The 20,661-nt window shown below is 66.3% G+C and carries 18 protein-coding genes and 1 pseudogene; 6 read left to right on the top strand and 13 right to left on the bottom strand.

Features of this window, described 5'->3' with window-relative positions:
- Window positions 1–51: 51 nt before the first annotated feature.
- From rpsF to FCK90_RS04500, 5 genes are all read right to left on the bottom strand, one after another.
- Complete coding sequence (rpsF, locus tag FCK90_RS04520; protein ID WP_158033116.1) at window positions 52–393, bottom strand: 30S ribosomal protein S6; 342 nt, start codon at window positions 391–393, stop codon at window positions 52–54.
- Between the two features lie 136 nt (window positions 394–529).
- The gene (locus tag FCK90_RS04515; RefSeq protein ID WP_158033115.1) at window positions 530–1,807 is read right to left on the bottom strand and encodes a hypothetical protein; all 1,278 of its coding nucleotides are present in this window, start codon (window positions 1,805–1,807) and stop codon (window positions 530–532) included.
- 15 nt (window positions 1,808–1,822) lie between these two features.
- Window positions 1,823–3,079 carry a glycosyltransferase 87 family protein gene (locus FCK90_RS04510; protein WP_158033114.1) on the bottom strand — a complete coding sequence of 419 codons (1,257 nt, stop codon included), beginning with the start codon at window positions 3,077–3,079 and terminating at the stop codon, window positions 1,823–1,825.
- Window positions 3,072–4,376, bottom strand: coding sequence for a glycosyltransferase family 87 protein (locus FCK90_RS04505; RefSeq protein ID WP_181954191.1), 1,305 nt, complete (start codon window positions 4,374–4,376; stop codon window positions 3,072–3,074). Before FCK90_RS04505 ends, FCK90_RS04510 begins: the two co-directional genes overlap by 8 nt.
- Window positions 4,377–4,447: 71 nt before the next feature.
- The gene (locus tag FCK90_RS04500) at window positions 4,448–5,950 is read right to left on the bottom strand and encodes a CCA tRNA nucleotidyltransferase (protein WP_158033112.1); all 1,503 of its coding nucleotides are present in this window, start codon (window positions 5,948–5,950) and stop codon (window positions 4,448–4,450) included.
- A gap of 95 nt (window positions 5,951–6,045) precedes the next feature.
- On the opposite strand from FCK90_RS04500, the gene FCK90_RS04495 reads away from it, so the two are divergent.
- The 6 genes from FCK90_RS04495 to FCK90_RS04470 all read left to right on the top strand — a co-directional run bounded on the left by FCK90_RS04495 (window position 6,046) and on the right by FCK90_RS04470 (window position 12,915).
- Window positions 6,046–6,552, top strand: a complete 507-nt coding sequence (locus FCK90_RS04495; protein ID WP_158033111.1) for an NUDIX hydrolase — start codon at window positions 6,046–6,048, stop codon at window positions 6,550–6,552.
- A gap of 62 nt (window positions 6,553–6,614) precedes the next feature.
- A complete protein-coding gene (murJ, locus tag FCK90_RS04490; RefSeq protein WP_158033110.1) occupies window positions 6,615–8,270 on the top strand; it encodes a murein biosynthesis integral membrane protein MurJ in 1,656 nt (551 codons plus the stop codon).
- Window positions 8,271–8,422: 152 nt separating this feature from the next.
- Entirely contained in the window at window positions 8,423–9,850 is a 1,428-nt protein-coding gene (locus FCK90_RS04485; RefSeq protein WP_158033109.1) for a hypothetical protein, read from the top strand.
- Window positions 9,851–10,048: 198 nt separating this feature from the next.
- Window positions 10,049–11,077 (top strand): thioredoxin-disulfide reductase, encoded by a 1,029-nt coding sequence (trxB, locus tag FCK90_RS04480; protein WP_158033108.1) that lies wholly within the window; start codon window positions 10,049–10,051, stop codon window positions 11,075–11,077.
- Between the two features lie 31 nt (window positions 11,078–11,108).
- Window positions 11,109–11,441, top strand: coding sequence for a thioredoxin (gene trxA / locus FCK90_RS04475; protein ID WP_158033107.1), 333 nt, complete (start codon window positions 11,109–11,111; stop codon window positions 11,439–11,441).
- Between the two features lie 256 nt (window positions 11,442–11,697).
- Window positions 11,698–12,915, top strand: coding sequence for a peptidoglycan-binding protein (locus FCK90_RS04470; protein WP_158033106.1), 1,218 nt, complete (start codon window positions 11,698–11,700; stop codon window positions 12,913–12,915).
- A gap of 72 nt (window positions 12,916–12,987) precedes the next feature.
- On the opposite strand, the gene FCK90_RS04465 is transcribed toward FCK90_RS04470, so the two are convergent.
- From FCK90_RS04465 to rpmH, 8 genes and pseudogenes are all read right to left on the bottom strand, one after another.
- Entirely contained in the window at window positions 12,988–14,232 is a 1,245-nt protein-coding gene (locus FCK90_RS04465; RefSeq protein WP_158033250.1) for a ParB/RepB/Spo0J family partition protein, read from the bottom strand.
- A 1,140-nt stretch (window positions 14,233–15,372) separates the two neighbouring features.
- The gene (locus tag FCK90_RS04460) at window positions 15,373–16,281 is read right to left on the bottom strand and encodes a ParA family protein (RefSeq protein WP_158033249.1); all 909 of its coding nucleotides are present in this window, start codon (window positions 16,279–16,281) and stop codon (window positions 15,373–15,375) included.
- A 234-nt stretch (window positions 16,282–16,515) separates the two neighbouring features.
- Window positions 16,516–17,142 carry a 16S rRNA (guanine(527)-N(7))-methyltransferase RsmG gene (rsmG, locus tag FCK90_RS04455; RefSeq protein WP_158033105.1) on the bottom strand — a complete coding sequence of 209 codons (627 nt, stop codon included), beginning with the start codon at window positions 17,140–17,142 and terminating at the stop codon, window positions 16,516–16,518.
- Between the two features lie 60 nt (window positions 17,143–17,202).
- Window positions 17,203–17,883: a Jag family protein gene (locus FCK90_RS04450; protein ID WP_158033104.1), complete on the bottom strand. Its 681-nt coding sequence runs from the start codon at window positions 17,881–17,883 to the stop codon at window positions 17,203–17,205.
- Between the two features lie 322 nt (window positions 17,884–18,205).
- A pseudogene (gene yidC, locus FCK90_RS04445) lies at window positions 18,206–19,189 on the bottom strand (membrane protein insertase YidC); the annotation flags it as partial.
- A 12-nt stretch (window positions 19,190–19,201) separates the two neighbouring features.
- Window positions 19,202–19,729 carry a membrane protein insertion efficiency factor YidD gene (yidD, locus tag FCK90_RS04440; protein ID WP_158033102.1) on the bottom strand — a complete coding sequence of 176 codons (528 nt, stop codon included), beginning with the start codon at window positions 19,727–19,729 and terminating at the stop codon, window positions 19,202–19,204.
- Window positions 19,726–20,103, bottom strand: a complete 378-nt coding sequence (gene rnpA / locus FCK90_RS04435; RefSeq protein WP_158033101.1) for a ribonuclease P protein component — start codon at window positions 20,101–20,103, stop codon at window positions 19,726–19,728. The genes yidD and rnpA overlap by 4 nt, the downstream gene beginning before the upstream one ends.
- 97 nt (window positions 20,104–20,200) lie before the next feature.
- A complete protein-coding gene (gene rpmH / locus FCK90_RS04430) occupies window positions 20,201–20,338 on the bottom strand; it encodes a 50S ribosomal protein L34 (protein ID WP_123824324.1) in 138 nt (45 codons plus the stop codon).
- Between the last annotated feature and the right edge of the window lie 323 nt (window positions 20,339–20,661).

Raw genomic sequence — 20,661 nt, 5'->3', positions numbered from 1 at the left:
GAGACCATCATCACACCGGGGTCCGACGCCGCAAGGGCGTCAGTCGAAACCTCAGGCCTCGGCGGGAACGGGCTCGCCGTTGACGTCGTGCTTGGGGTGGATGCGCTGCTCCTCAGGGCGGATGATCTTGGTGCGCATGATGGCCTCGTTGAGGTTCAGCACACGATCGAGCTCCTGAGCGGTATCGGGCTCGGAGTGGAAGCGCGCGACGGCGTAGATGCCCTCGGACTTCTTCTGGATTTCGTAGGCCAGGCGACGACGGCCCCAGATGTCGACGTTGTCGACGGTGCCGTTCTCACGGGTGACGACCTCGAGGAACTTCTTCAGGGTCGGCTCGACCGCGCGGTCGTCAACCTCGGGGTTGATGATGACCATCAGCTCATACTCACGCATGTAAGAACCCACCTCCTTCGGGCTGAGCGGCTGTGGCATTTCCACAGCAGGAGGTTCAATGCGAGTCTGCGGACGGGCCCCGGAAACAGGAGCTGCCATCGCACAGACCTGTCAACGTTACTACAGGAGGCGGAGGTCAGTCGAGGCGGACCTCGATGTCCGCGCTGTTTCCGTCGGAGGTCACATCGACGTGCACGGGAAAGTCGATCAGCTCCTCGATGCGCCGGCCGTCCTCCAGGTAGGTGAGCCGGGCCTGGGCGGTGTTGTGCTCGGAGGCCTTCCAGTCCAGCCGGCTGGCCGTGTCGTCGTCCGGTATCAGCCACAGGGAGGGGCGACTGACCAGCTCCCACTCCACATCCTCGATCGATGCCCCGCGGGTCGGCGAACCCGCGGGCGTCGGGGTGGCAGTGGCGGCGGATGGGGTGACCATGGCCCCGGAGGGCACCTCCGCCATGGGCACCTCACCCTCGGCCCACCGCTGCGACGAGGGGCAGCCCTCCGGGGCCACCGAGGTCTTGGACATGCAGTCGTCGACCTCGTCCCGGATCGCATCGTCGACTTCCTCCCACAACGCCGGGGATGGCTCGAGTTCGATGGCGACCTCGTGCACTGCCGGATCCTCCAGCCCCACCACCACGGGTTCGACCGGCTGGGCCAGGACGTAGTGGCTGCCCTCGGGCAGGTCCACGGTGAACCGCCCGGGCATGGCCTCCCAGGACCAGACGCCCCCGTTGCCGTCGGCCACGGCCCGGTCGCGCGGTTTGAGCCGCTGGTTGACCCCGTTGATCGCGATGCTCGACACCGCGGGCGCCCGCACGGACAGGACGTCGGGCTGGTGCTTGCTCAGCACCCAGTGGTCGTTGAAGGGGCCCGTGCGGCGCTCCTTGACCGCCGTCCAGGTGTGCTCCTCGCCCTGGACGCCGCCCTCGGGGATCTCGCCGTCGGCCCACCAGACCCTGGCGGTGATCTCCGCGGTGGTGCCGGCCGCCTGCACGCCGGTGATCTCGAACCGGTCGATACGCCCCTCGGCGGCCCGGTAGGCGCGGTTGGGCAGCGCCGAGGACCCCATATAGCCCGATCCCCCGGTGGAGAAGGTGGCCAGTCCTTGCCGGGAGCGGCCGTCCACCATGGACTGGAGCCAGTTCTCCACGGGGTCCTGGGGGTCGCGGTCCACCGTCATGAGATTCACCACCGTGCCCACGGCGGTGACCACCACCACGACGACGATCAGCCACAGCCAGAGGGACCTCCGCAGTTTCCTGGCCCGCTCCCGGTCACCCATGGCGACTAGTTTGGGCAGCACGGTCCAGACGTTCTTGTCTTTGGCCTCCGCCACGGGCCTGGCCCCTGCCTCGGAACCTGCCTCCGGCGGATCGTGCTCGCCACGCTCATCCTGACGGCGGTCAGCGTCCATCACCGGCCGGTCCGCTCACATGTTCCTGGCGTGGACGCCGATCAGCAATGCCCTCTTGCCCCGCTGGATGTCGATGATCACCACGACCAGGAACCAGATCAGGACCAGGAAGCGGGCCACGGCCAGGATGTCCTGCGGGGTCCAGCTGCCCTGGGGGAAGAGCGGCTGCGTCTCCCACGAGCCCCCGGGCGCGTTGAGGGTGGCCCAGTAGCCGATCTCCACCGCCTGCCAGACGAAGAACTCGATCCAGCTCCGCCGTGCCAGCACCACCAGGGGCACCATCCACACGGACTGCAGCAGCGACCACTCCCGTCCGAACAGGATGTAGACGATCAGCAGGAGCAGCAGCACCTGGACGATGCTGGGATCCTTGCCGGCCAGCACGGTCACCAGCAGCACGACGACGACGGCCAGCAGCACCACGAAGAGCGAGAGGGTCTCCAGCGATCCGGTGTTCAGCTCCAGGCCGGCCCGCGGGGCGACCACGGAGTTCCAGACATCCCACAGGGTGCTGTTCTGCACGGACTCGGTCATCAGTTCCGAGAACTGCTCGCGCCAGCGCCCGAACTCGGTGACCATGAACGGGCCGTTGACCGCGGCGAAGAAGATGGCGGAGGACAGCAGTGCGACGAAGAAGTCCCCGATATAGCGGTATCTCGCGGCCATGAACAGAATGGCCACCAGGGCCAGGACGGGCAAGAAGTTGACCGTGGCGCCCAGGCCTATCCAGAACCCGGCGATTCCCGGCGAGCCGCGGATGTAGGAGGCGACCGCGAGCATCATGAACATGACGGCCCACAGGTCCCACGAGGTGAAGCCGACCAGCAGGACCGTGGGCGCGAAGGCCATCACCACGGGGTCCGACGGCTGCTTGCCGGACAGCCCGGCCACGGTGGCGATGACCACCACCCAGACCATCGCCGTGAGCACCACGGTCAGGTCCAGGACGGTGTTGCTGCTCAGGTCGAGGTTGAACGCCTGGGCCAGGCCCGTGGTCATCCAGCCGAGCACCGAGGTGAACATGCCCACGACGATCGGCTGGTCGCCGGACGGCCCGCCCGTGAAGAACCCCTCGAGCATCGTGCCGGGCGTGATGCTCAGGTCCCCGGGATCCACCTGCGCGGAGCACAGGCCCGGGAAACGCCCCGCGACGTCCCATTCCGGGACCCGGCACGGCACCCGCAGCAGGAAGGAGAGCAGGACTGCGAGAATGCCGATCACGAAGACGACGAGGCCGTTGGCCCCGCGCCTGCCCTTCTTGGCCTCAGGCATTCGTCGATTCCCTTCGCTCGGCCGCGGTGCTCGCCGGCCCCTGGTGCTCGGGGCCTAGATTAGCCGCATCCGGGGCCAGATCACGGGGAGCGCGTCCGCTCAGCACGTCACGGATGACCAGGGCGCATATCCCCGCGACGGCGACGACGTGCGCGAGCACCGCGATGACGTAGGTCGTCGTCCACGCCGGAAGCGACTCGTCACTCCACGACACGGCGTTGAGCCAGGAGAAGATCGCCACCCAGTGGAAGACCTCGATCGCCTGCCAGATCAGGAACTCGACCACTCGGGGCCGCGCCAGCAGGACCAGCGGCACCAGCCACAGCACGAACTGCGGCGAATAGACCTTGTTGGTCAGCACGAAAGCCGCCACGATCAGCAGGCTCAGCTGCTCGATGCTCGGCTCCCGGCGGGCCAGCAGGCCCAGTGCCAAGATCCCCGCGCACAGCACCGCGAAACCGCCGTAGGCGATCACGTTGATGGTCCCGGCACCGAGTTCGCCGTACCCCAGGGCCGGCCCGATGGCCACGTCCCAGACGTGGTAGATCGACGAGAATCCGGCGGACCGGTCGGAGGAGAAACCCCAGAAGTAACCCCACTGCTCGCGGTCCCACAGGTAGAAGGGGACGTTGACCACCAGCCACGTGGCCACCAGCGATACGGCGGTGGTCACCACAGGCCTGAGCTCACGACGGCGGATGCCGAGCACGATCACGGCACCCAGCAGCACGAAGGGCCAGAGCTTGAGGGCGGTCCCCAGGCCCAGGAACACCCCGGCCGGCACCCATCGCTCGCGGCGCAGGAAGTACAGCGCGACCACCGTCACGCAGACCACCCACAGGTCCCAGTTGATCAGGGCGGTCGCGGCCACCGCCGGCGCCAGGGCGAGGGCCAGGAGCACCCGGGGGCTGGCGATCATCTTGGAGGCCACCAGGACCGTGACCGCCCATAGCGCCGCAATAGTCACCGCATTGACGTCAAAGTATATGCCTTGTGCAACATGCACACTTGTCACCGGGGTAATGGCCCAGGAAAACACTCCGGTGACCGTGGCGATGACGGACTGCAGGACCGGATACTCCAAGAGAGCGTCGGGAACCAGGTACGGGAAATGTCCATCCACCATGCCCACCCGGGCATACAAGAAGGGGATGTCCGAGTAGCAGGCTCCGCCATAGGGCAGCCGGCCGTCCCACTGCAGCTGATGGCAGGGCAGCCGGACCAGCCAGGAGACCCCGATCGTCCACACCGCGCACGCGACCAGGACCCACCGCCAGGCGGAGGCGGAGAAGCTCACCCGGGAATGCTCCCCGGTCTGCCCCTGTCCTCCGGCGCTATCTAGAGGCCGGCCCGGTCCGCGCGCGGTGCTCACGGGCCCTCGCCGCGACCGGCGTTCCGCCCGGAGCTCTGCTCCGCCGCGGTGCCACCGGGCGTCCCGTCCTGCGTATCGTCCGGGCTCTCCGCCTGCTGGCCAGCCCACCATTCGCGCAGCCGTGCTTCGGCGGCCTCGGCGCCGATCGCGCCCTCGTCCAGCCGGAGTTCCAGCAGGAACGCGTACGCCTGGCCCACGGTCCTGGACGGCCCGATGTCCAGGATCCGCATGATCTCCTGGCCGTCCAGCTCCGGGCGGACCGCCTCCAGCTCCTCGCGTTCGGCCAGTTCGGCGATCCTGCGCTCCAGATCGTCATAGGAACGAGCCAGCCGTGAGGCTTTTCGCTTGTTGCGGGTGGTGACGTCGGACCTGGTCAGAAGGTGCAGCCGTTCGAGCTGGTCGCCGGCGTCGCGGACGTAGCGGCGCACGGCCGAGTCGGTCCAGCCGGCCTCCCCGTAGCCGTAGAAGCGCATGTGCAGTTCCACCAGGCGCGTCACGGTCTTGATCGTGTCGTTGTCGAACCGCAGGGCCTTCATGCGCTTGCGCACCAGCTTGGCCCCGACCACCTCGTGGTGCCGGAAGCTCACGGCGCCGTCGCTGCCGAAACGACGGGTCGCGGGTTTCCCGACGTCGTGCATCAGAGCGGCGAAGCGGAGGCCGAAGTCGGGTCCGGGCACCGGTCCGTCCGGGCTCTCGTAGCCCGCTGCCTGCTCCATGACCGTCAGGGAGTGCTGATAGACGTCCTTGTGGTGATGCGCCGAGTCCGTCTCCAGTCGCAGGGCGGGGACCTCCGGCAGGACGATGTCCGCCAGGCCCGTGTCCACCATGATCTCCACGCCCCGCCGGGGCAGGGCGCCGTTGATCAGCTTGACCAGTTCGTCCCGGATCCGCTCGGCGGAGACGATCTCCAGCCGTCCCGCCATGTTCTTCATGGCCTCCAGCACCTCGGGGGCGACCTCCATCCTCAGCTGGGAGGCGAACCGGGCCGCCCGCATCATCCGCAGAGGATCGTCGTCGAACGACGATTCCGGCGTCCCGGGGGTGCGCAGCACGCCGGCGTGCAGATCCCGCACACCACCGTGCGGGTCCACGAGCTCCAGGGACGGCAGGCGCAGGGCCATCGCGTTGACCGTGAAGTCCCGGCGGACCAGGTCCTCGGAGAGCTCACGGCCGAAGGCCACCACGGGCTTGCGGGAGGCCGGGTCATAGGCCTCGGCCCGGTAGGTGGTGATCTCCAGCTGCATATCGCCCCGGCGCAGGCCGATGGTGCCGAAGTCCCGCCCGATCTCCCAGACGGCATCCGCCCAGCCCTTGATCACGGCGAGGGTCTGGTCCGGGGTGGCATCCGTGGTGAAGTCCAGGTCGGTGGCCGTCCGGCCCAGGAAGAGGTCGCGCACGGGCCCGCCCACCAGGGACAGGTCATGGCCGGCCGCCTCGAAGAGGCGCCCGGCTTCCAGCACGACGGGGGACACGGCTGAGGTATCGAGCAACTGGGTCATCGCGGCCCATCATTCCAGACCTGACGGCCGGCGTCCGCGCGGCCGTGCTCACACCTTCGGGAGCCCGGCGCCCAAGTGCGGCTAGGCTGGTTCGCATGACTTTCCCCGTTCCCAGCGCTCCCAAGAAGCGGCCGGCTACCCCGGCCGCGGCGCTGCCCACGGTGGAAGAGGTCTCAGCCGGCGGGGTCGTCGTCGACCTCGAAACCCCTGGTCATCCCGTGGCCATCATCGCCCGGATCAACCGGGGCGGCCGCCTCGAATGGTGCCTGCCCAAGGGCCACCCGGAGGGTGAGGAGACGGACGCGCAGGCCGCCGTCCGGGAGATCGAGGAGGAGACCGGGATCGCCGGTGAGGTCCTGTCGCCGCTGGGCAGCATCGACTACTGGTTCTCCGTGTCCGGTCACCGGGTGCACAAGACCGTGCATCATTTCCTGCTCGAGGCCTCCGGCGGCTACCTGACCACCGAGAACGACCCCGATCACGAGGCTGTGGACGTCGCCTGGGTCAATATCGACGACCTCGGGCGCAAGCTGTCCTTCCCCAACGAACGGCGCATCGCGGACATCGCCCGCGAGTACATCATCCATCAACTACGGGCTTGACCCTCCGCCCCGCCCTCCGAGAACGGGCCGGGGCGGATCTCACGGCATATAAAGGAGTGCTCATGGCACGCTCAGGTGCGGTCTCGAGCGCCATCATGGCCTCAGGCACCCTGGTCTCCCGCATCCTGGGCTTCGTCAAAGCCATCCTGCTCGCGGTCGCGATCGGCAGCACCACCAACCTCGCCAATATCTTCGAGATGGCCAACAACCTGCCCAACCTGCTCTACGTGCTGATCGCCGCGGGCATCTTCAACTCCATCCTGGTTCCGCAGGTGATCAAGGCCTCCAAGAACTCCCAGGACGACGGCGCCGACTACATCTCACGGCTCATCACCCTGGCGGTCCTCGCCCTGGCCGTCGTCACGCTGGTGGTGGTGGCGCTGACCGTCCCGATCATCACCGTCATGACCCCGGACTGGGGGGAGGGCCAGCGCGCACTAGCGGTCACCTTCGCACTGTTCACCCTGCCGCAGATCTTCTTCTACGGGATCTACACGGTGCTGGGACAGGTGCTCAACGCCAAGGGCGCCTTCGGCTGGTTCATGTGGACACCCGCGCTGAACAATGTCATCGCGATCGGCGCGCTGCTGGTCTTCATCCAGCAGTTCGGCAGCTATGCCGCCAATCCCCACGAACTCGACAACTGGTCCGCCGGGCAGACCTTCTGGATCGCCGCCATGGCGACTGTCGGGGTCGCGGCGCAGGCGATCGTGCTGATCTGGCCGCTGCGCCGACTGGGCCTGGACATCCGCCCCAAGTTCGGCTGGCGCGGCATCGGCCTCTCCGCCGCCGCCAGGCTCTCCGGGTGGGCCCTGGCGACGGGCATCATCGCCAACCTGGCATTCCTGGCCCTGGCCCGCACGGCGAACATCCCCAACGCCTACACGGAGCAGTATCTCCAGGCCAATCCGCCGGAGGTCATCGCCGGCAACTACGCCCTGACGCAGTCGACCATGCTCTACTCGCTGCCGCACGGCGTGATCGGCCTGTCCATCGCCACGGTGCTGTTCAACACGATGGCCGCGGCAGCGGCCGACAAGAACACCGCCGGCGTCAACGCAGCCCTGTCCAAGGCCCTGCGGTACTCGGGGATCGCCAACGTCTTCTTCACCGCGTGCCTCATCGCCTTCGCGGGACCGCTGGGGATGTTGTTCTCGGGGGGCATGCCCGAGTCGGGCGCCGTGGTCGGGCAGGTCGTCGTCGTCATCGCGATCGGGGCGCCCTTCCTGACCACGGCCTTCCTGTTCGGCCGGATCTTCTACGCCCAGGAGGACGCCCGTACCCCGTTCCTGGTGCAGCTGGTGACCTCGGCGCTCACCGTGGTGGCCGCCTTCGTCATCCAGCACTCGGTGGAGCCGAACCGGATGATCTTCGCCATCGCGGCCTGCTACGCGGCGCAGAACATCCTCTCCACCCTGATCTACCACTTCCTGACCGTCCGGCGGATCGGCGACTACGGGCTGGCCCAGGTGCTGGACACCCATGTGCGTTCCCTCGCGGCGGCCATGGTGGCCGGCGTCGGGGGAAGCGGCGCGCTCTACCTCATGGGCGGGTGGAGCGCCGAAGGGTGGCCCTGGAGCAGCCTGCTGACCGCCCTGCTGACCCTGGCCGTGTGCGGCATCGTGACCGGCGTGCTCTACCTGATCTTCCTCACGGTCTTCCGCCTCAAGGAACTGCCGGAGCTGACCCGCCCGGTGCTCGCACGTCTCAAGCGCTGACGGCACGGAGGGAGCGAGGCAGCAGCGCGCCGGACCACCTCTGGGGCCGCCTGCGCCGGGTACACTGCGAAAGTCCCCCTACTCCTCCTCACCCCCATCGCCGATCGTCCGTCGGGGTCTCCCGCGACGGCACGCAACACTCAGGAGAACAAGTGCCCCAGCCCATCAGCCTCGGGACCGTACTGGGCGGTCGTTACAAGGTGCTGGACGAGGTGCTCACAACACCCGAGCAGGATCACGTTCTGGGCGGTCAGGATCAGATCCTGGGCCGTGAAGTCACCATTCTTGTCCCCTCCGAACGGCATACCTCCCGTGTCGTGGAGAACGCCCGCGCCATGGCCATCGGCGCCGTGGACGCGGATCTGCACATCCTGGACCTCGGCCAGTCCGGGAAGACCACGTACCTGGTCACGTCCTTCGCCGCGCCCTCCGTGCTGATCGAGGAGCTGCTGGCAGAACCGGGAACCATCGACGACGACACCCTCTCGGACGACATCTTTGGCCGGCCCCGCTCGGCGAGCTCGGCCGGAGCCTACGTCGTGGACGACGGCGAGCCGGACACCGCCGGTGAGGAGACCTCCGAGGAGTTCTTCGACCAGTGGGACGACGACGACATCGGCACTGCTCCGGCCGCCCCGGCCGTCGAGCGCCATCTGGGGCGGATCAGGCGCGCCCCGGAGTCCTCGACCCGGGCCACCCTGTTCGACCGGGCTGCCGCCGGACGCGGGAACGCCTCCGGCAAGGCGCCCGTCCGCGACGCCCACCGGATCGACCCGACCTATGACGGGGACAACCGGTACGACTCCTACGAATACGAGTACACCTCAGGTGCCAAAGGCCGCGCCGCCGCGGGTGACTCCACCGAGACGCTGGACCGCGGTGCGGTTCGAGACCACCCCAAGGCCTCCGCATCCCGGTCCGCCCCTGCCGAGCCGAAGGAGAAGAAGTCCCGCAAAGGCGGCCTCATCATCCTCCTGCTCGCGCTCTTGGCGGTGCTGGCGGTATGCGCCGGGTTGATCTTCGGCGGTCTGGGGAGCCTGTTCGACGACGACGAAGGTACGGGGTCCCCCAGCGCCAACGGCTCCAGCGCCCCCGCCGAAGAAGCCACCCCGGTGGCCGAGGTCGCGGCGGCGGCTTCGGCCGTGCGCCTGGTCCCCGACAACCCCACCTTCATGGCCGATCAGGACGGCACCCTGCCCAACGTGATCGATGAGGACACGGAGACTGCCTGGACCAGCTATGGCTTCTCGTCCGCCGAATTCGGCCAGCTGGTCTCCGGGGTGGCGCTCGCCGTGCGCTTCGAGGAGCCCACGGTGATGAACCAGATCGCCATCACGCAGGAATCCGGCACCGGAGGCGCGTTCACGGTGTACGTCGCGGACGAGCCGTCGCTCGAGGGCGCCGTCGAGGTCGGGCAAGGGTCTTTCCAGGGTCCGCAGACGACGGTTCAGCTGGGTGAGGCCGCGCAGTCGGAGGAGCACTCCTACCTGATCGTCGAGTGGACCGAACTGCCGACGCTGACCCAGCCGATCGCCGGTTACAATTACGGCTTGCGCATCTCCGACGTCAACGTGTCCTGAGACACTGTATGACGCCCCGCGACCTGCGGAGACGCCCCTGGAATACCTGCCCGCGATCCACCGTTGATCCCCACGGAAGCGTCCCCTGGCCATACCGGGGCCGGCGCGGCAAGATGGCATGCGCTACCCGAACACGGCGCGCCGGATACGACCAGACATCCGAACATCCCGGATGAGCACGGAAGAAGGCCTATACACGTGAGCCCCGACTTCACCCCGGCCCTGAGCCTCGACCTCGGCGCCACTCCTCCCGGCCGGCCCGATCACGGGCAGCGACCGGCGGAGACCGGCGATACCGCGGTGCACGACGTCGTCATCGTCGGCTCGGGCCCCGCTGGATACACCGCCGCGATCTACACCGCCCGGGCGGACCTCAACCCGATCGTCCTGGCCGGCTCCGTGACCGCCGGCGGGGACCTGATGAACACCACCGACGTGGAGAACTACCCCGGTTTCACCGACGGGATCATGGGCCCCGAGCTGATGGCCACCATGCAGGCGCAGGCCGAGCGTTTCGGCGCCGATGTCCGCTACGAGGATGCCATCAAGCTCGAGCTGGAAGGCCCGATCAAGGAGATCACCGTGGAAGGCGGGGAGGTCCTTCGGGCCCGGACCGTCATCCTGGCCACGGGTTCGGCATACCGGGAGCTGGGGCTCGAGGACGAGAAGCGTCTCTCCGGCCACGGCGTGTCCTGGTGCGCCACCTGCGACGGTTTCTTCTTCAAGGGCCAGAACATCGCCGTGGTGGGCGGAGGCGACTCGGCCATCGAGGAAGCCACGTTCCTGACCAAGTTCGCCGACAAGGTGACGCTGATCCACCGCCGCGACGAGTTCCGTGCCTCGGAGATCATGCAGAAGCGCGCCTTCGACGATCCCAAGATCGAGATCCTGTGGAACAAGCGGGTCATCGGGATCTCGGGCGAGGCCAAGGTCGAGGAGCTGAGCCTCGAGGACACGGTGACGGGCGAGGTCGGCGCCCTGCCGGTCACCGGGTTGTTCGTGGCCATCGGCTCGGACCCGCGGACCCACCTCTTCAAGGATCAGGTGGAGATCACCGCAGAAGGTACGGTCGCGGTGGACGCCCGCTCCTCCCGTACCTCCCTCCCCGGGGTCTTCGCCGCCGGGGACGTGCTGGACTCCACCTACCGCCAGGCCGTCACCGCCGCCGGTTCGGGCTGCGTGGCAGCCATCGACGTCGAGCACTACCTGGCCACTGTCAAAGCCTGAACCCAGACGTAGCACCGCCGAAAGGAACACCATGAGCAACGCAATCGATGTCAATACCTCCGAGTTCGAGACCGAGGTCCTGCAGGCCGACAAGCCTGTCATCGTGGACTTCTGGGCCGAGTGGTGCGGCCCCTGCCGCATGGTCGGTCCCGTGCTCGACGCCATCGCCAGCGAGCACGCCGGATCCGTCAAGGTGGTCAAGGTCAACGTGGACGACAACCAGGAGATCGCCGCCAAGTACGGCATCACCTCCATCCCGGCCGTGTACCTGTTCAACGACGGCGAAGTGCAGAAGCAGAGCATCGGCGCCAAGCCCAAGTCGGCCCTGGAGAAGGAGTTCGCCCCGTACCTGGGCGCTCAGTGAGCTGTGCTCGGTTGCGGGTGTTCAGGGCCCCGCCCCGGAGCCCCGACTTCGTCCCTGATCATCCAGTAACCTGTGGAACCCCGGTCCCGTTCGACGTTTCGGGCCGGGGTGTCCCATTGCCGGACGCCCTCATTAATCAGGATGCTTAGTTTTTGGAGGGGAGTAGAGTATCTACTCCCTGACCTTCTTCTTCCCGCCTGACGCTTTCTCCCTTGTCCCACGCCCCCAGCTTGTTCGACACGAGGCATCACTCCCTATGTCCGAAGACATCACCCAGCCCATGCAACGCGGCACCAATGACCGCCGGGTTGTAGGACTGCGCGAACGGCTCGTGCGCGCTGGAACCGTCAATCTGCGTCTAGACCCCCGTGACGCCGGAAGTCCGACACTCTTCGACGACGCCGTCGAGGCCGCGGTCCTGGAGTTCCAGCAGAATCACGGTCTCCTGGTCGACGGGGTCGTCGGTCCGGAGACCGAGCGGCGCCTCAACGAGGCCCAGTACGTCCTGGGTGACCGCCGGCTGTACTGGGATCCCGATGGGCCCCTGCGCGGCGACGACGTCGAACGCCTCCAGAACAATCTCTCCCTGCTGGGCCTCTACTACGGTCACCTCACGGGAGTCTTCGACCAGAAGACCCACTACGCCGTCGTGGAACTGCAGCAGAGTCTCGGACTCGAGCCCACGGGAGTGGTCAATACGCAGACGATCGCTGCTCTGGCCAGGGTGAATAAGAAGATCTCCGATGCCAAGGCCTTCTCCCTCCGGGACTACCACCGCCTCGAACAGGCCACTGACGCCATCCGTTCGCAGAAAGTGGTCCTGGTACCGGCCGTATTCACCGACAATCCGGTCATCCCTGGTGGCGCACCCCATGATTACTCATCGGTAGCTGAAGCCATCACCACCGACATCGCCGTCCGCACCCATGAGCTCCTGCGCGAAGTGGGTGCTACGCCTCTCCTGGTCGCGACCCGTCCGGTCAAGGACCGGCACGGGACCCTGATCGACGTGCATCCCTCCATCGCCGATGCGGTGGCAGGGTCCAGGGAGTCGATCGTGGTCGTCGTCGACTGCGACTGGAACCACTCACCGTCGGCGCACGGCGTCGCGGTCTTCTATTGGGGTGACGACACCTCCAGCGTCACTCTCTCGCCCATCGGCCAGCGCGCCGCTACGCTGACGCTGCGCGAGATCGTCGCCCGCACGGGCTCCCTGGATCTCGGTACCCACGGTCGGCAGTGGGGCGTCTTGCGCCTCAACAGCGCCCCGACCCTGTCCATCGATGTCGGATATATCTCCAACCAGTCAGAGTTGGCGCACCTGGAAGACCCCGAGTTCCGCTCTCATCTCGCCAATGCGATCGTTGTCGGCTTGCAGCGGATGTACCTGCAGACCTCCGAGGACATGCCCACCGGCACCATGAGCGCCATCGACGTGGCACGAGAAATCGCACGTCGTCCGCACGCCGGCTGACCTGTTTCACGTGAAACGGCCCGTACGCCATATGGCGTACGGGCCGTTGTTCTTCCTATTCCCCGGGCGATCTCACCCCTGGCTCTCGGGAAGCCCCTGCGGGTCCAGGACGGTGATGATCCGGTTCAGGTCGTCGACGGAAGCGAACTCGATAGTCATCCGCCCCTTCCTCGCCCCCAGGTTGATCTTGACACTCGTATCCAGCTTGTCCGAGAAGGCATCCGCGATGTAGTCCAGCCGCTCACGATGCCGTTCCTGAGTGGCCGCGCTGCGTCGCACGGTGGGCTTCCGGCTCTTCGAGACGGTTACCGCCTCCTCGGTGGCCCGCACGGACAGGCCTTCCGCGACGATACGCTGCGCAAGACGCTCCATCTCCGCGGGATCCTCCAATCCCAGGAGCGCCCGCGCATGCCCGGCGGAGAGAACCCCGGCGGCGACCCTGCGCTGCACCAGTGCGGGGAGCCGAAGCAGCCGGAGAGTATTGCTGATCTGGGGACGCGAACGCCCGATGCGACGGGACAGCTCCTCCTGCGAGGCCCCGAACTCCTCCATCAGCTGCTGATAGGCCGCCGCTTCCTCCAAGGGGTTCAGCTGCGACCTGTGCAGGTTCTCCAGCAGGGCATCGCGCAAGAGGTCATCATCACCCGTGTCCCGCACGATGGCCGGGATGACCTCCAGTCCGGCACGCTGCGTGGCGCGCCAGCGACGCTCACCCATCACCAGCTCATAATCTGGCCCGTCCGCTTCACGTGACCGGCGGACGACCACAGGCTGGAGAACTCCGAGCTCACCGATCGAATAGGCCAGTTCTGCCAGTTCATCTTCATCGAAGACCTGACGGGGCTGCTTCCGGTTGGGGTGAATGTCATGAACATCCAGCTCCAGGAGCCTGGCGCCGGGCACGGCACTCAATTCAGCAGGGTCCGCATGCTCATCATCCGACGGGCGGGCCTCTGGAGATGCAGCATCGATGCCCTTCTTGTGATCGGATGCGGTTTGTACCGCATCATTCGATGATTCGGGAGCGGCCTCCTCAGTCTTGTCGACTTCTTTCTCTTCCTGCTGCGAACTAACGGAGGGTTCATGATGAACCTCGGGAACTTCCTGGGGCTCCGTAGCGGCTGGCTTCTCCACCGTTTCACGTGAAACAACAGCGGTGTCTGCCTTGTCCACGTCCTTTGAATTCACACTGGACTGCTGGGGTGAACTCGCCTCCTCGGCTTCGTCAGCCGAGGGGGTGGGTGTGAAGAACATGTCCGATGGGCGATGCACGGACGACGAGCGAGCGCTGACACCCAAATCCATCCGCGCCTTCATCGCCTTTTGCCTGGCTTCAGCAGAAATGGTGCGCTTACGCGCCTTGGGCGTTTCACGTGAAACAACGGTGGAAGAACCGTCGGTGCCAGACTGCTGATCACCGGGTTCCTTCACATCGGGCTTGACCGTTGTGTTGGTCTTGCCTACGCCGTCCTTGCTCTTCTTGGAGCCGCCGCTCTTCTTCTTGGCGCTGGAGGAGCCACTGCCTTTGGATGACTTGGCACCAGAGGACGATTTTTCCTCTTGGATAGTTTCCGTCGGTTCCGAGGGCGATTTTCCCGACGTCTTGGATTGGTCGACCCGATCTTCCGAGGTCGTCAACGATGTTTCACGTGAAACGTTGCGGTCCGAATTGACCGCTTCGGCGTCACGCTTCTCATTTTGACTTGACTCGACATCGGGGGCCGGTCCGCTGGGAATCAAAGCTCCAAGTCCTCGTCCAAGCCCTCTACGCCGCTCCGCCATTCGACACACTCCTCATCTCGGCAACTTGGCCAAGTCTACTTCCACGCGCGTATGTTTTCTCCGTTTCACGTGAAACGGCTTCACTTTCGCCTCGGTTCTCCTGAGACTCCCCAGGTGACGGTTCTACTTCGTGACCCGTGGGCTATCACTACACGCGTTTCACGTGAAATATCAGCCTGGCCATCCGAATGTCTCCGCCTCATTACACCCCTGCGTGGGGAGCTAGCCGCCGATATGGGTGCTCGTTGACTCGACGGCTGGGTTCAGACTGGCTGGGTATGACCGACCCGAAGGGTCCATCGAACCCTCTTGGTCAGAATGCATCGCATCGAGCCAGGCCACTCAGGATCCTCCTGTCAGAAGGCCGATGGCTCTTGTCTGGGCGGGATGCTTTACGTTCCGGAACCAGATGAGGCACTTGATGCACTCCGGATCCTCGATGTTTCACGTGAAACGTCAGTAGTTGCTGCCTGCCTGCTACACAAGCACGGCGAAGTCTGACAGCCGCTTCCTTCAATCCCCTCAAGAATCGTCATGGCGGCAAGTCATTGCCGGAGCCATCTCCCCGCCCGTACGCGACGATCATTCGCACCAAGCCCTTGCCGTTGGGCTGGCATAAAAAAGATCGCCCTGGGTTTCACGTGAAACACAGGGCGATCCAAGAGGGACGAGCGGCTAGGACACTACCTCGGTCCGGGAAGCGATCTCCGCCGCTGCCTCAAGGTAGGCCAGCGCACCGGTTGACTGAGGGTCGTAGTTGATGACCGACTGCTGATAGCTCGGAGCCTCCGAGATCCGCACCGAGCGGGGGATCATGGTCTCCAGTACTTGGTCGGGGAAGTGCGTGCGGACTTCCTCCGCGACCTGGGAGGCCAGGTTGGTACGGCCGTCGTACATCGTCAACATGATCGTGGAGACCTGCAGTACCGGATTCAGGTGCTTCTGGATCATCTGGATGTTGTTGAGCAGCTGGCTCAGACCCTCCAGGGCGTAGTACTCGCACTGAATGGGGATCAGTACCTCGGTCGCTGCCACAAAGGCATTGATGGTCAGCAGACCCAGGCTCGGCGGGCAATCGATGAAGATGTAGTCCAGGCGCTCCAGGCCCGATTCCTCACGATCCTCCTGGTACTGCGCGATGGCGCGAGACAGGCGCTGTTCACGGGCGACCATGGAGACCAGCTCGATCTCGGCACCGGCCAGATCGATCGTGGCCGGAGCAACGAACAATCGTTCGCTTTCAGTTGAAGGAACCACCACATCTTTCAACGGCATCTCATCCACCAGGACGTCGTAGACGCTGTCGACTTCCGAGCTGTGGGGGACACCCAGCGCGGTGGAGGCATTGCCCTGGGGATCGTTGTCGATCACCAGCACGTTCTGCCCGTGTTTGGCCAAGGCCACGGCGATGTTGACCGACGTGCTGGTCTTGCCCACGCCGCCCTTCTGATTACTGATGGTGAAGATGCGAGTGCTCTGCGGGCTGGCCACGTGCATCTGACGCAGACGCTGCCGTCGCTGGTTCTCTTCCACGAGCTTCCTCCCGAGCGGGCCGTCCCCCGCACTTCGCTGCACTGCTTCCATGGTGGTGTTCGATTCGGGCACGGTCATCCTGGCACGATCCGGGACGATCCGTTCCGGTGAACCGGCGGGATCAGGCGGCATTCCGATGTCGTGAGCCCCGGGGACGTCGTGCAGCGGCATCGATAAGCCTCCATCGGTAGTCGGTGATCCATGTCGCGACCAGGTCGATTGAACCAGTTCTGACCGGGATCCACCCTACCCGCTGGCAGTGCTGCCGCCTGCAGGGGCGTGGGTTCAGAGACTGAGCCTGACCACGGTGGTCGGCTCCTCCAGGAGATCCTGTCCCACGGTGAGCACCTCGGCGTCCTGCACCTTCCACCGCTTGAGCTTCTTCCCGGCCTTGTCGAGCTCGGCCTGCACGTTCCGGCCCTTCAGGGCCAGTAATTGGCCACTGCCATCGAGCAGGGGGAGGGTGATGTCCACGAGGCCCGTGAGGGCCGAGACCGCTCGGGCCGTGACGACATCGAGTTCGCCCGCCTCCTCCTTGGCCTGCTCACCGCGCATCCGCAGGATCCTGACGTTGCTCAGCCCGAGGTCCGCGACGACTTCGTGGAGCCATGTGACCCGCCGCTCCAGGGGCTCGATCAGGGTGACGGAGATGTCGGGGCGGGCCAGCGCGAGGCACAGCCCCGGCAGGCCCGCACCCGAGCCGACGTCGCCGACACGCGCTCCATCGGGGATGAGGGACTCCACCACCGCGCAGTTGAGCACGTGGCGCTCCCACAGCCGGGGGACCTCCCGGGGCCCGATCAGGCCGCGGACGATTCCCGACGAGGCCAGGTGCGCGACGTACTGCTCCGCAGCACCCAGCCGGGACCCGAAGACCGTCTGCGCGGCCTCGAGGAGAGCCCCCTCCAGCACCGGAGGCTGTTGCGGCTCGGGCGCGGGACGCTCGGTCTGCCCATGAGCTCCCACGAGGCCTCAGCCCTCGACGGAGACCACGATATGGCGGCCGGAGCCTTCACCCTCGGACTCCGAGTGCAGCCCGCCCTCGGCGACGACGTCGTGCACGATCTTCCGCTCGTACGGGGACAGCGGATCCAGGTGGACGGCTTCCCCGGTCGAACGCGCTTCCTCCATGGCCTTCAGCGCCATCTCACGCAGGGCGCCGGCACGTCGCTCACGATGCCCGGCGATGTCCAGCACCAGCCGGCTGCGATGGTCCGTGCTGGCCAGCACAGCCAGGCGCACCAGCTCCTGCAAGGAGTCCAGCACCTCCCCGTCCTTGCCGACCAGCAGCTCCAGGTCCTCGGAGGAGGTCTCCTCGTTCAGGACGGAGAGGTAGGTGCGCCCGTTGCGGACCTCGATGTCGATATCGCCGTCCAGATCCGCCAGGTCCAGCAGCTCCTCGAGGTAGTCGGCGGCCACCTCGCCTTCGTCGACGAGGGGATCCCCGTCGTCGCCGGCCTCCGCGGAACTGTCCGTCTCAGAATCGGAGATCTCGGAGCCGTCCGTGCCGGCTTCAGAGGTCTCGTCGTCAGAGGTCTCGTCGGCCGGGACCTCGACGCCGGCCGCCACAGCGGCGGCGTCGACCTGCTCGCCGGGCTGGAGGTCCTCGACCTCGACAGCCTCCTCGATGTTCTCGTTCGCCTGGTTGCTCATGGAAGCTCCTTACAAGCCTGTGGATACGGTCGCCCTCCGGCAGCGACGGCGACCGGGAGAGGGACGGGAGAAGAGTGCGGGACAAGCAGCCGGCCCGCCCCGGTTCCTGGCCGGCGGGCCGTGACGGCTACTTCTTCTTGATCGCGGAGGATTTCGACGAGCTGCCCTGCTTACGGCTCGCCTTCTTCTGCGTGCTCCCCTGCTGTTGCGGGGGCTTCGGATCGGCCTGACCGTCCGGCTGCTGGCCGTCCTGGTCCTGGGTGCCCTGATCCTGAGCGTCCTGGTCCTGCTCGGCAGGCTGCTCCTCGGCCTCCTGGCTCTGCTGACCCTGGTCCTTCTTGGCCTGCGCCTTCTGGCGTTTCTTGCTCATGGGCTGCTGGCGCTGTCCGGCAGCGGCCTTGGCACGGGCCTCCTCGATCTCGGCCTCGTGCTCCTCCTTGGACTTGCCGACGGGGGGCAGACCCTTGGCGGCGCGGCGCTCGTTGAGCTCGCGCTCGGCCTGCGAGCCCGGGGTGGGGTTGCGGCGGATCATCCAGTACTGCTGGCCCATGGACCACAGGTTGGACACGGTCCAGTAGATCAGCACGCCGATCGGGAAGTTGATGCCGGTGACGGCGAAGATGATCGGGAAGATGTAGATGATCATCTGCTGCTGGCGGTACATGGGCGACTGCTTGGTCGCCTCCGAGACGTTCTTGGCCGCCAGCTGCTTCTGGGAGATGAACATGGTCACCGTCATGGCGATGACCAGGATGACGGCGATGGTGATGGTGGCGGCGTGGTTGCCGTCGCCCGGGTTGCGCAGGGTCGAGAACAGCGGGGCGCCGAACAGGGTGCCGTCGTTGAACTGATGGATCATCTCGGGGCTGAGCACCAAGATGCCTTCGTTGTTCTCCGCGGCACGCACCACGCCGTTGAGCACTTGGAACAGGCCGAAGAAGATCGGCATCTGCGCCAGGATCGGCAGGCAGGAGGCCAACGGGTTGACGTTGTGCTCCTTGTACAGAGCCATCTGCTCCTGCGCCATGGCCTGGCGGGAGACCTGGTCGGTCTTGCCCTTGTACTTGGCCTGCAGCTTGGCCATCTCCGGCTGGATGACCTGCATACCGCGCATGGAGCGGATCTGCTTCATGAACAGCGGGATGGTCAGGGTACGCATCACCAGGGTCAGGCCCACGATGGCCAGCACCCAGGTCCAGCCGCTGGCCGGATCCAGGCCGACGGCGGTGAACAGCGAGTGGAAGACCCACAGCACCGCGGAAACGGCCCATTTGAAGGGCCAGAGGATCAGATCGAAAAAGTTCACGGGTCTATCTCCTTACGCCGCGTCCGTCATGCCCGGTGAGGACCTGGGCTTGAGCGGGCTCTCCCGGTGCGCGTCGCGCGCGGAACCGGGGATCGCGGTCGGGGCGAATGAGGACAGCAGTCGGGCTCGGTCCTCGGGGGTGGGGTGGTTGAGCAACAGGATTCTCGGCAGGTCGGCGACGGATTCGAACCGCCGTCCGCCGTCGGGAACTCTGTCGATCCCACCGGCCGCCCAAGGGTGGCAGCGCAGAAGACGCCGGACCGTCAGGCCCAGGCCCCGGACCGCCCCGTGCCGGGTGACCGACTCCAGGCCGTAGGCCGAGCAGGTCGGAAAATGCTTGCAGACATCGCCGTAGAGCGGGGAGATCAGCGCCCGGTAGACCTTGAGGCCGGCGATCAGCAGGTTCTGGGGAAGGAGCCAGAGCACCTGGAAGGCGCTGCTGGCATGCACGAATTCCGAAGGCGCCTCGTCGAACAGTTCCTGTGAGGAGCCCTGCTCCGCCCCGGCAGCCGGGTGATCCTCATGAAGGGCGTGGCTCATGATGCTCGCCCTGACGATGGATCCTGCTCCGCCCCGGCCTTGGACAGAGCCTTCTTCCAGGCGGAGTTCCAATCGCGGCCGAGCTGGTCGAACGTGGCCAGGGCCGCCGGCGGGAGGGCCCGCACCACGACGTCGCAGCCGGAGGGGTGGGTCCGGACGGTGCTCTCCACCAGGGCGCGCAGGCGGCGCTTGACGCGGTTGCGCGTCACGGCGTTGCCGACGGCCTTGGACACGACGAAACCCGCCCGGACCGGCTGGTCCGCAGCGGTGGGCCGGACGTATACGACAACGTTCCGGCGGCCCTGACGGGTCCCGGAACGTGTGGTCGCTGCGAAGAGCGTGGACGTGCGCATCCTGTGCTGTGAAGGAAGCACGCGCTCACCCCTCATGGGTTGTGGTCGAACACCGCACCTCGAGGTCCTCAGGCGGCTGGGGCCTGAGGACCTCAAGGATGCGGGTGCGCGAAAGATCTCAGGCCGAGAGGGAAGCGCGGCCCTTGGAACGGCGGGCCGAGAGGATGGCGCGGCCGGCGCGGGTGCGCATGCGGGCGCGGAAGCCGTGCTTCTTGGCGCGGCGGCGGTTGTTCGGCTGAAAAGTACGCTTGCTCATGTGTTTCTCCCGGAGAAGGAAGGGCGGATCGGCGCATCCGGATGCTCGGGGCACGCAGCCACATACGGGCGCGCGGCGACCCGCTCAGGCGATGAGCCGGTCCACCTTTGCGGTGGTCAATGGGATGTGTCCTGGGCTACCGCGGAACACGAGGTGCGGGTGCAATACAGACACAAGACTGACCAAGTCTAGGCAGCACGAAGGATCCGGTCAACTGCTGAGGGTCTGATCGCCGAACAGTGTCCAGATGTTCAACCAGTTGCCCACAGGTGTGCACGGTCTGGAAAAAATCTTGTGGATAACTCCGATCGCCTGCTTCCCAG

The organism is Kocuria coralli (assembly GCF_008831305.1).
GTDB classification, from domain to species: Bacteria; Actinomycetota; Actinomycetes; order Actinomycetales; family Micrococcaceae; genus Kocuria; species Kocuria coralli.
The sequence above is the reverse complement of the archived record's forward strand: the minus strand, read 5'-3'. Positions and strand labels throughout refer to the sequence as shown.

Bases quoted from the DNA above. Each gene is read 5' to 3' on its own strand.
- rpsF (WP_158033116.1), bottom strand. From the start codon at position 393: ATGCGTGAGTATGAGCTGATGGTCATCATCAACCCCGAGGTTGACGAC.
- FCK90_RS04515 (WP_158033115.1), bottom strand. From the start codon at position 1,807: ATGGACGCTGACCGCCGTCAGGATGAGCGTGGCGAGCACGATCCGCCG.
- FCK90_RS04510 (WP_158033114.1), bottom strand. From the start codon at position 3,079: ATGCCTGAGGCCAAGAAGGGCAGGCGCGGGGCCAACGGCCTCGTCGTC.
- FCK90_RS04500 (WP_158033112.1), bottom strand. From the start codon at position 5,950: ATGACCCAGTTGCTCGATACCTCAGCCGTGTCCCCCGTCGTGCTGGAA.
- FCK90_RS04495 (WP_158033111.1), top strand. From the start codon at position 6,046: ATGACTTTCCCCGTTCCCAGCGCTCCCAAGAAGCGGCCGGCTACCCCG.
- murJ (WP_158033110.1), top strand. From the start codon at position 6,615: ATGGCACGCTCAGGTGCGGTCTCGAGCGCCATCATGGCCTCAGGCACC.
- trxA (WP_158033107.1), top strand. From the start codon at position 11,109: ATGAGCAACGCAATCGATGTCAATACCTCCGAGTTCGAGACCGAGGTC.
- FCK90_RS04470 (WP_158033106.1), top strand. From the start codon at position 11,698: ATGTCCGAAGACATCACCCAGCCCATGCAACGCGGCACCAATGACCGC.
- FCK90_RS04465 (WP_158033250.1), bottom strand. From the start codon at position 14,232: ATGAAGGCGCGGATGGATTTGGGTGTCAGCGCTCGCTCGTCGTCCGTG.
- FCK90_RS04460 (WP_158033249.1), bottom strand. From the start codon at position 16,281: ATGGAAGCAGTGCAGCGAAGTGCGGGGGACGGCCCGCTCGGGAGGAAG.
- FCK90_RS04450 (WP_158033104.1), bottom strand. From the start codon at position 17,883: ATGAGCAACCAGGCGAACGAGAACATCGAGGAGGCTGTCGAGGTCGAG.
- yidD (WP_158033102.1), bottom strand. From the start codon at position 19,729: ATGAGCCACGCCCTTCATGAGGATCACCCGGCTGCCGGGGCGGAGCAG.
- rpmH (WP_123824324.1), bottom strand. From the start codon at position 20,338: ATGAGCAAGCGTACTTTTCAGCCGAACAACCGCCGCCGCGCCAAGAAG.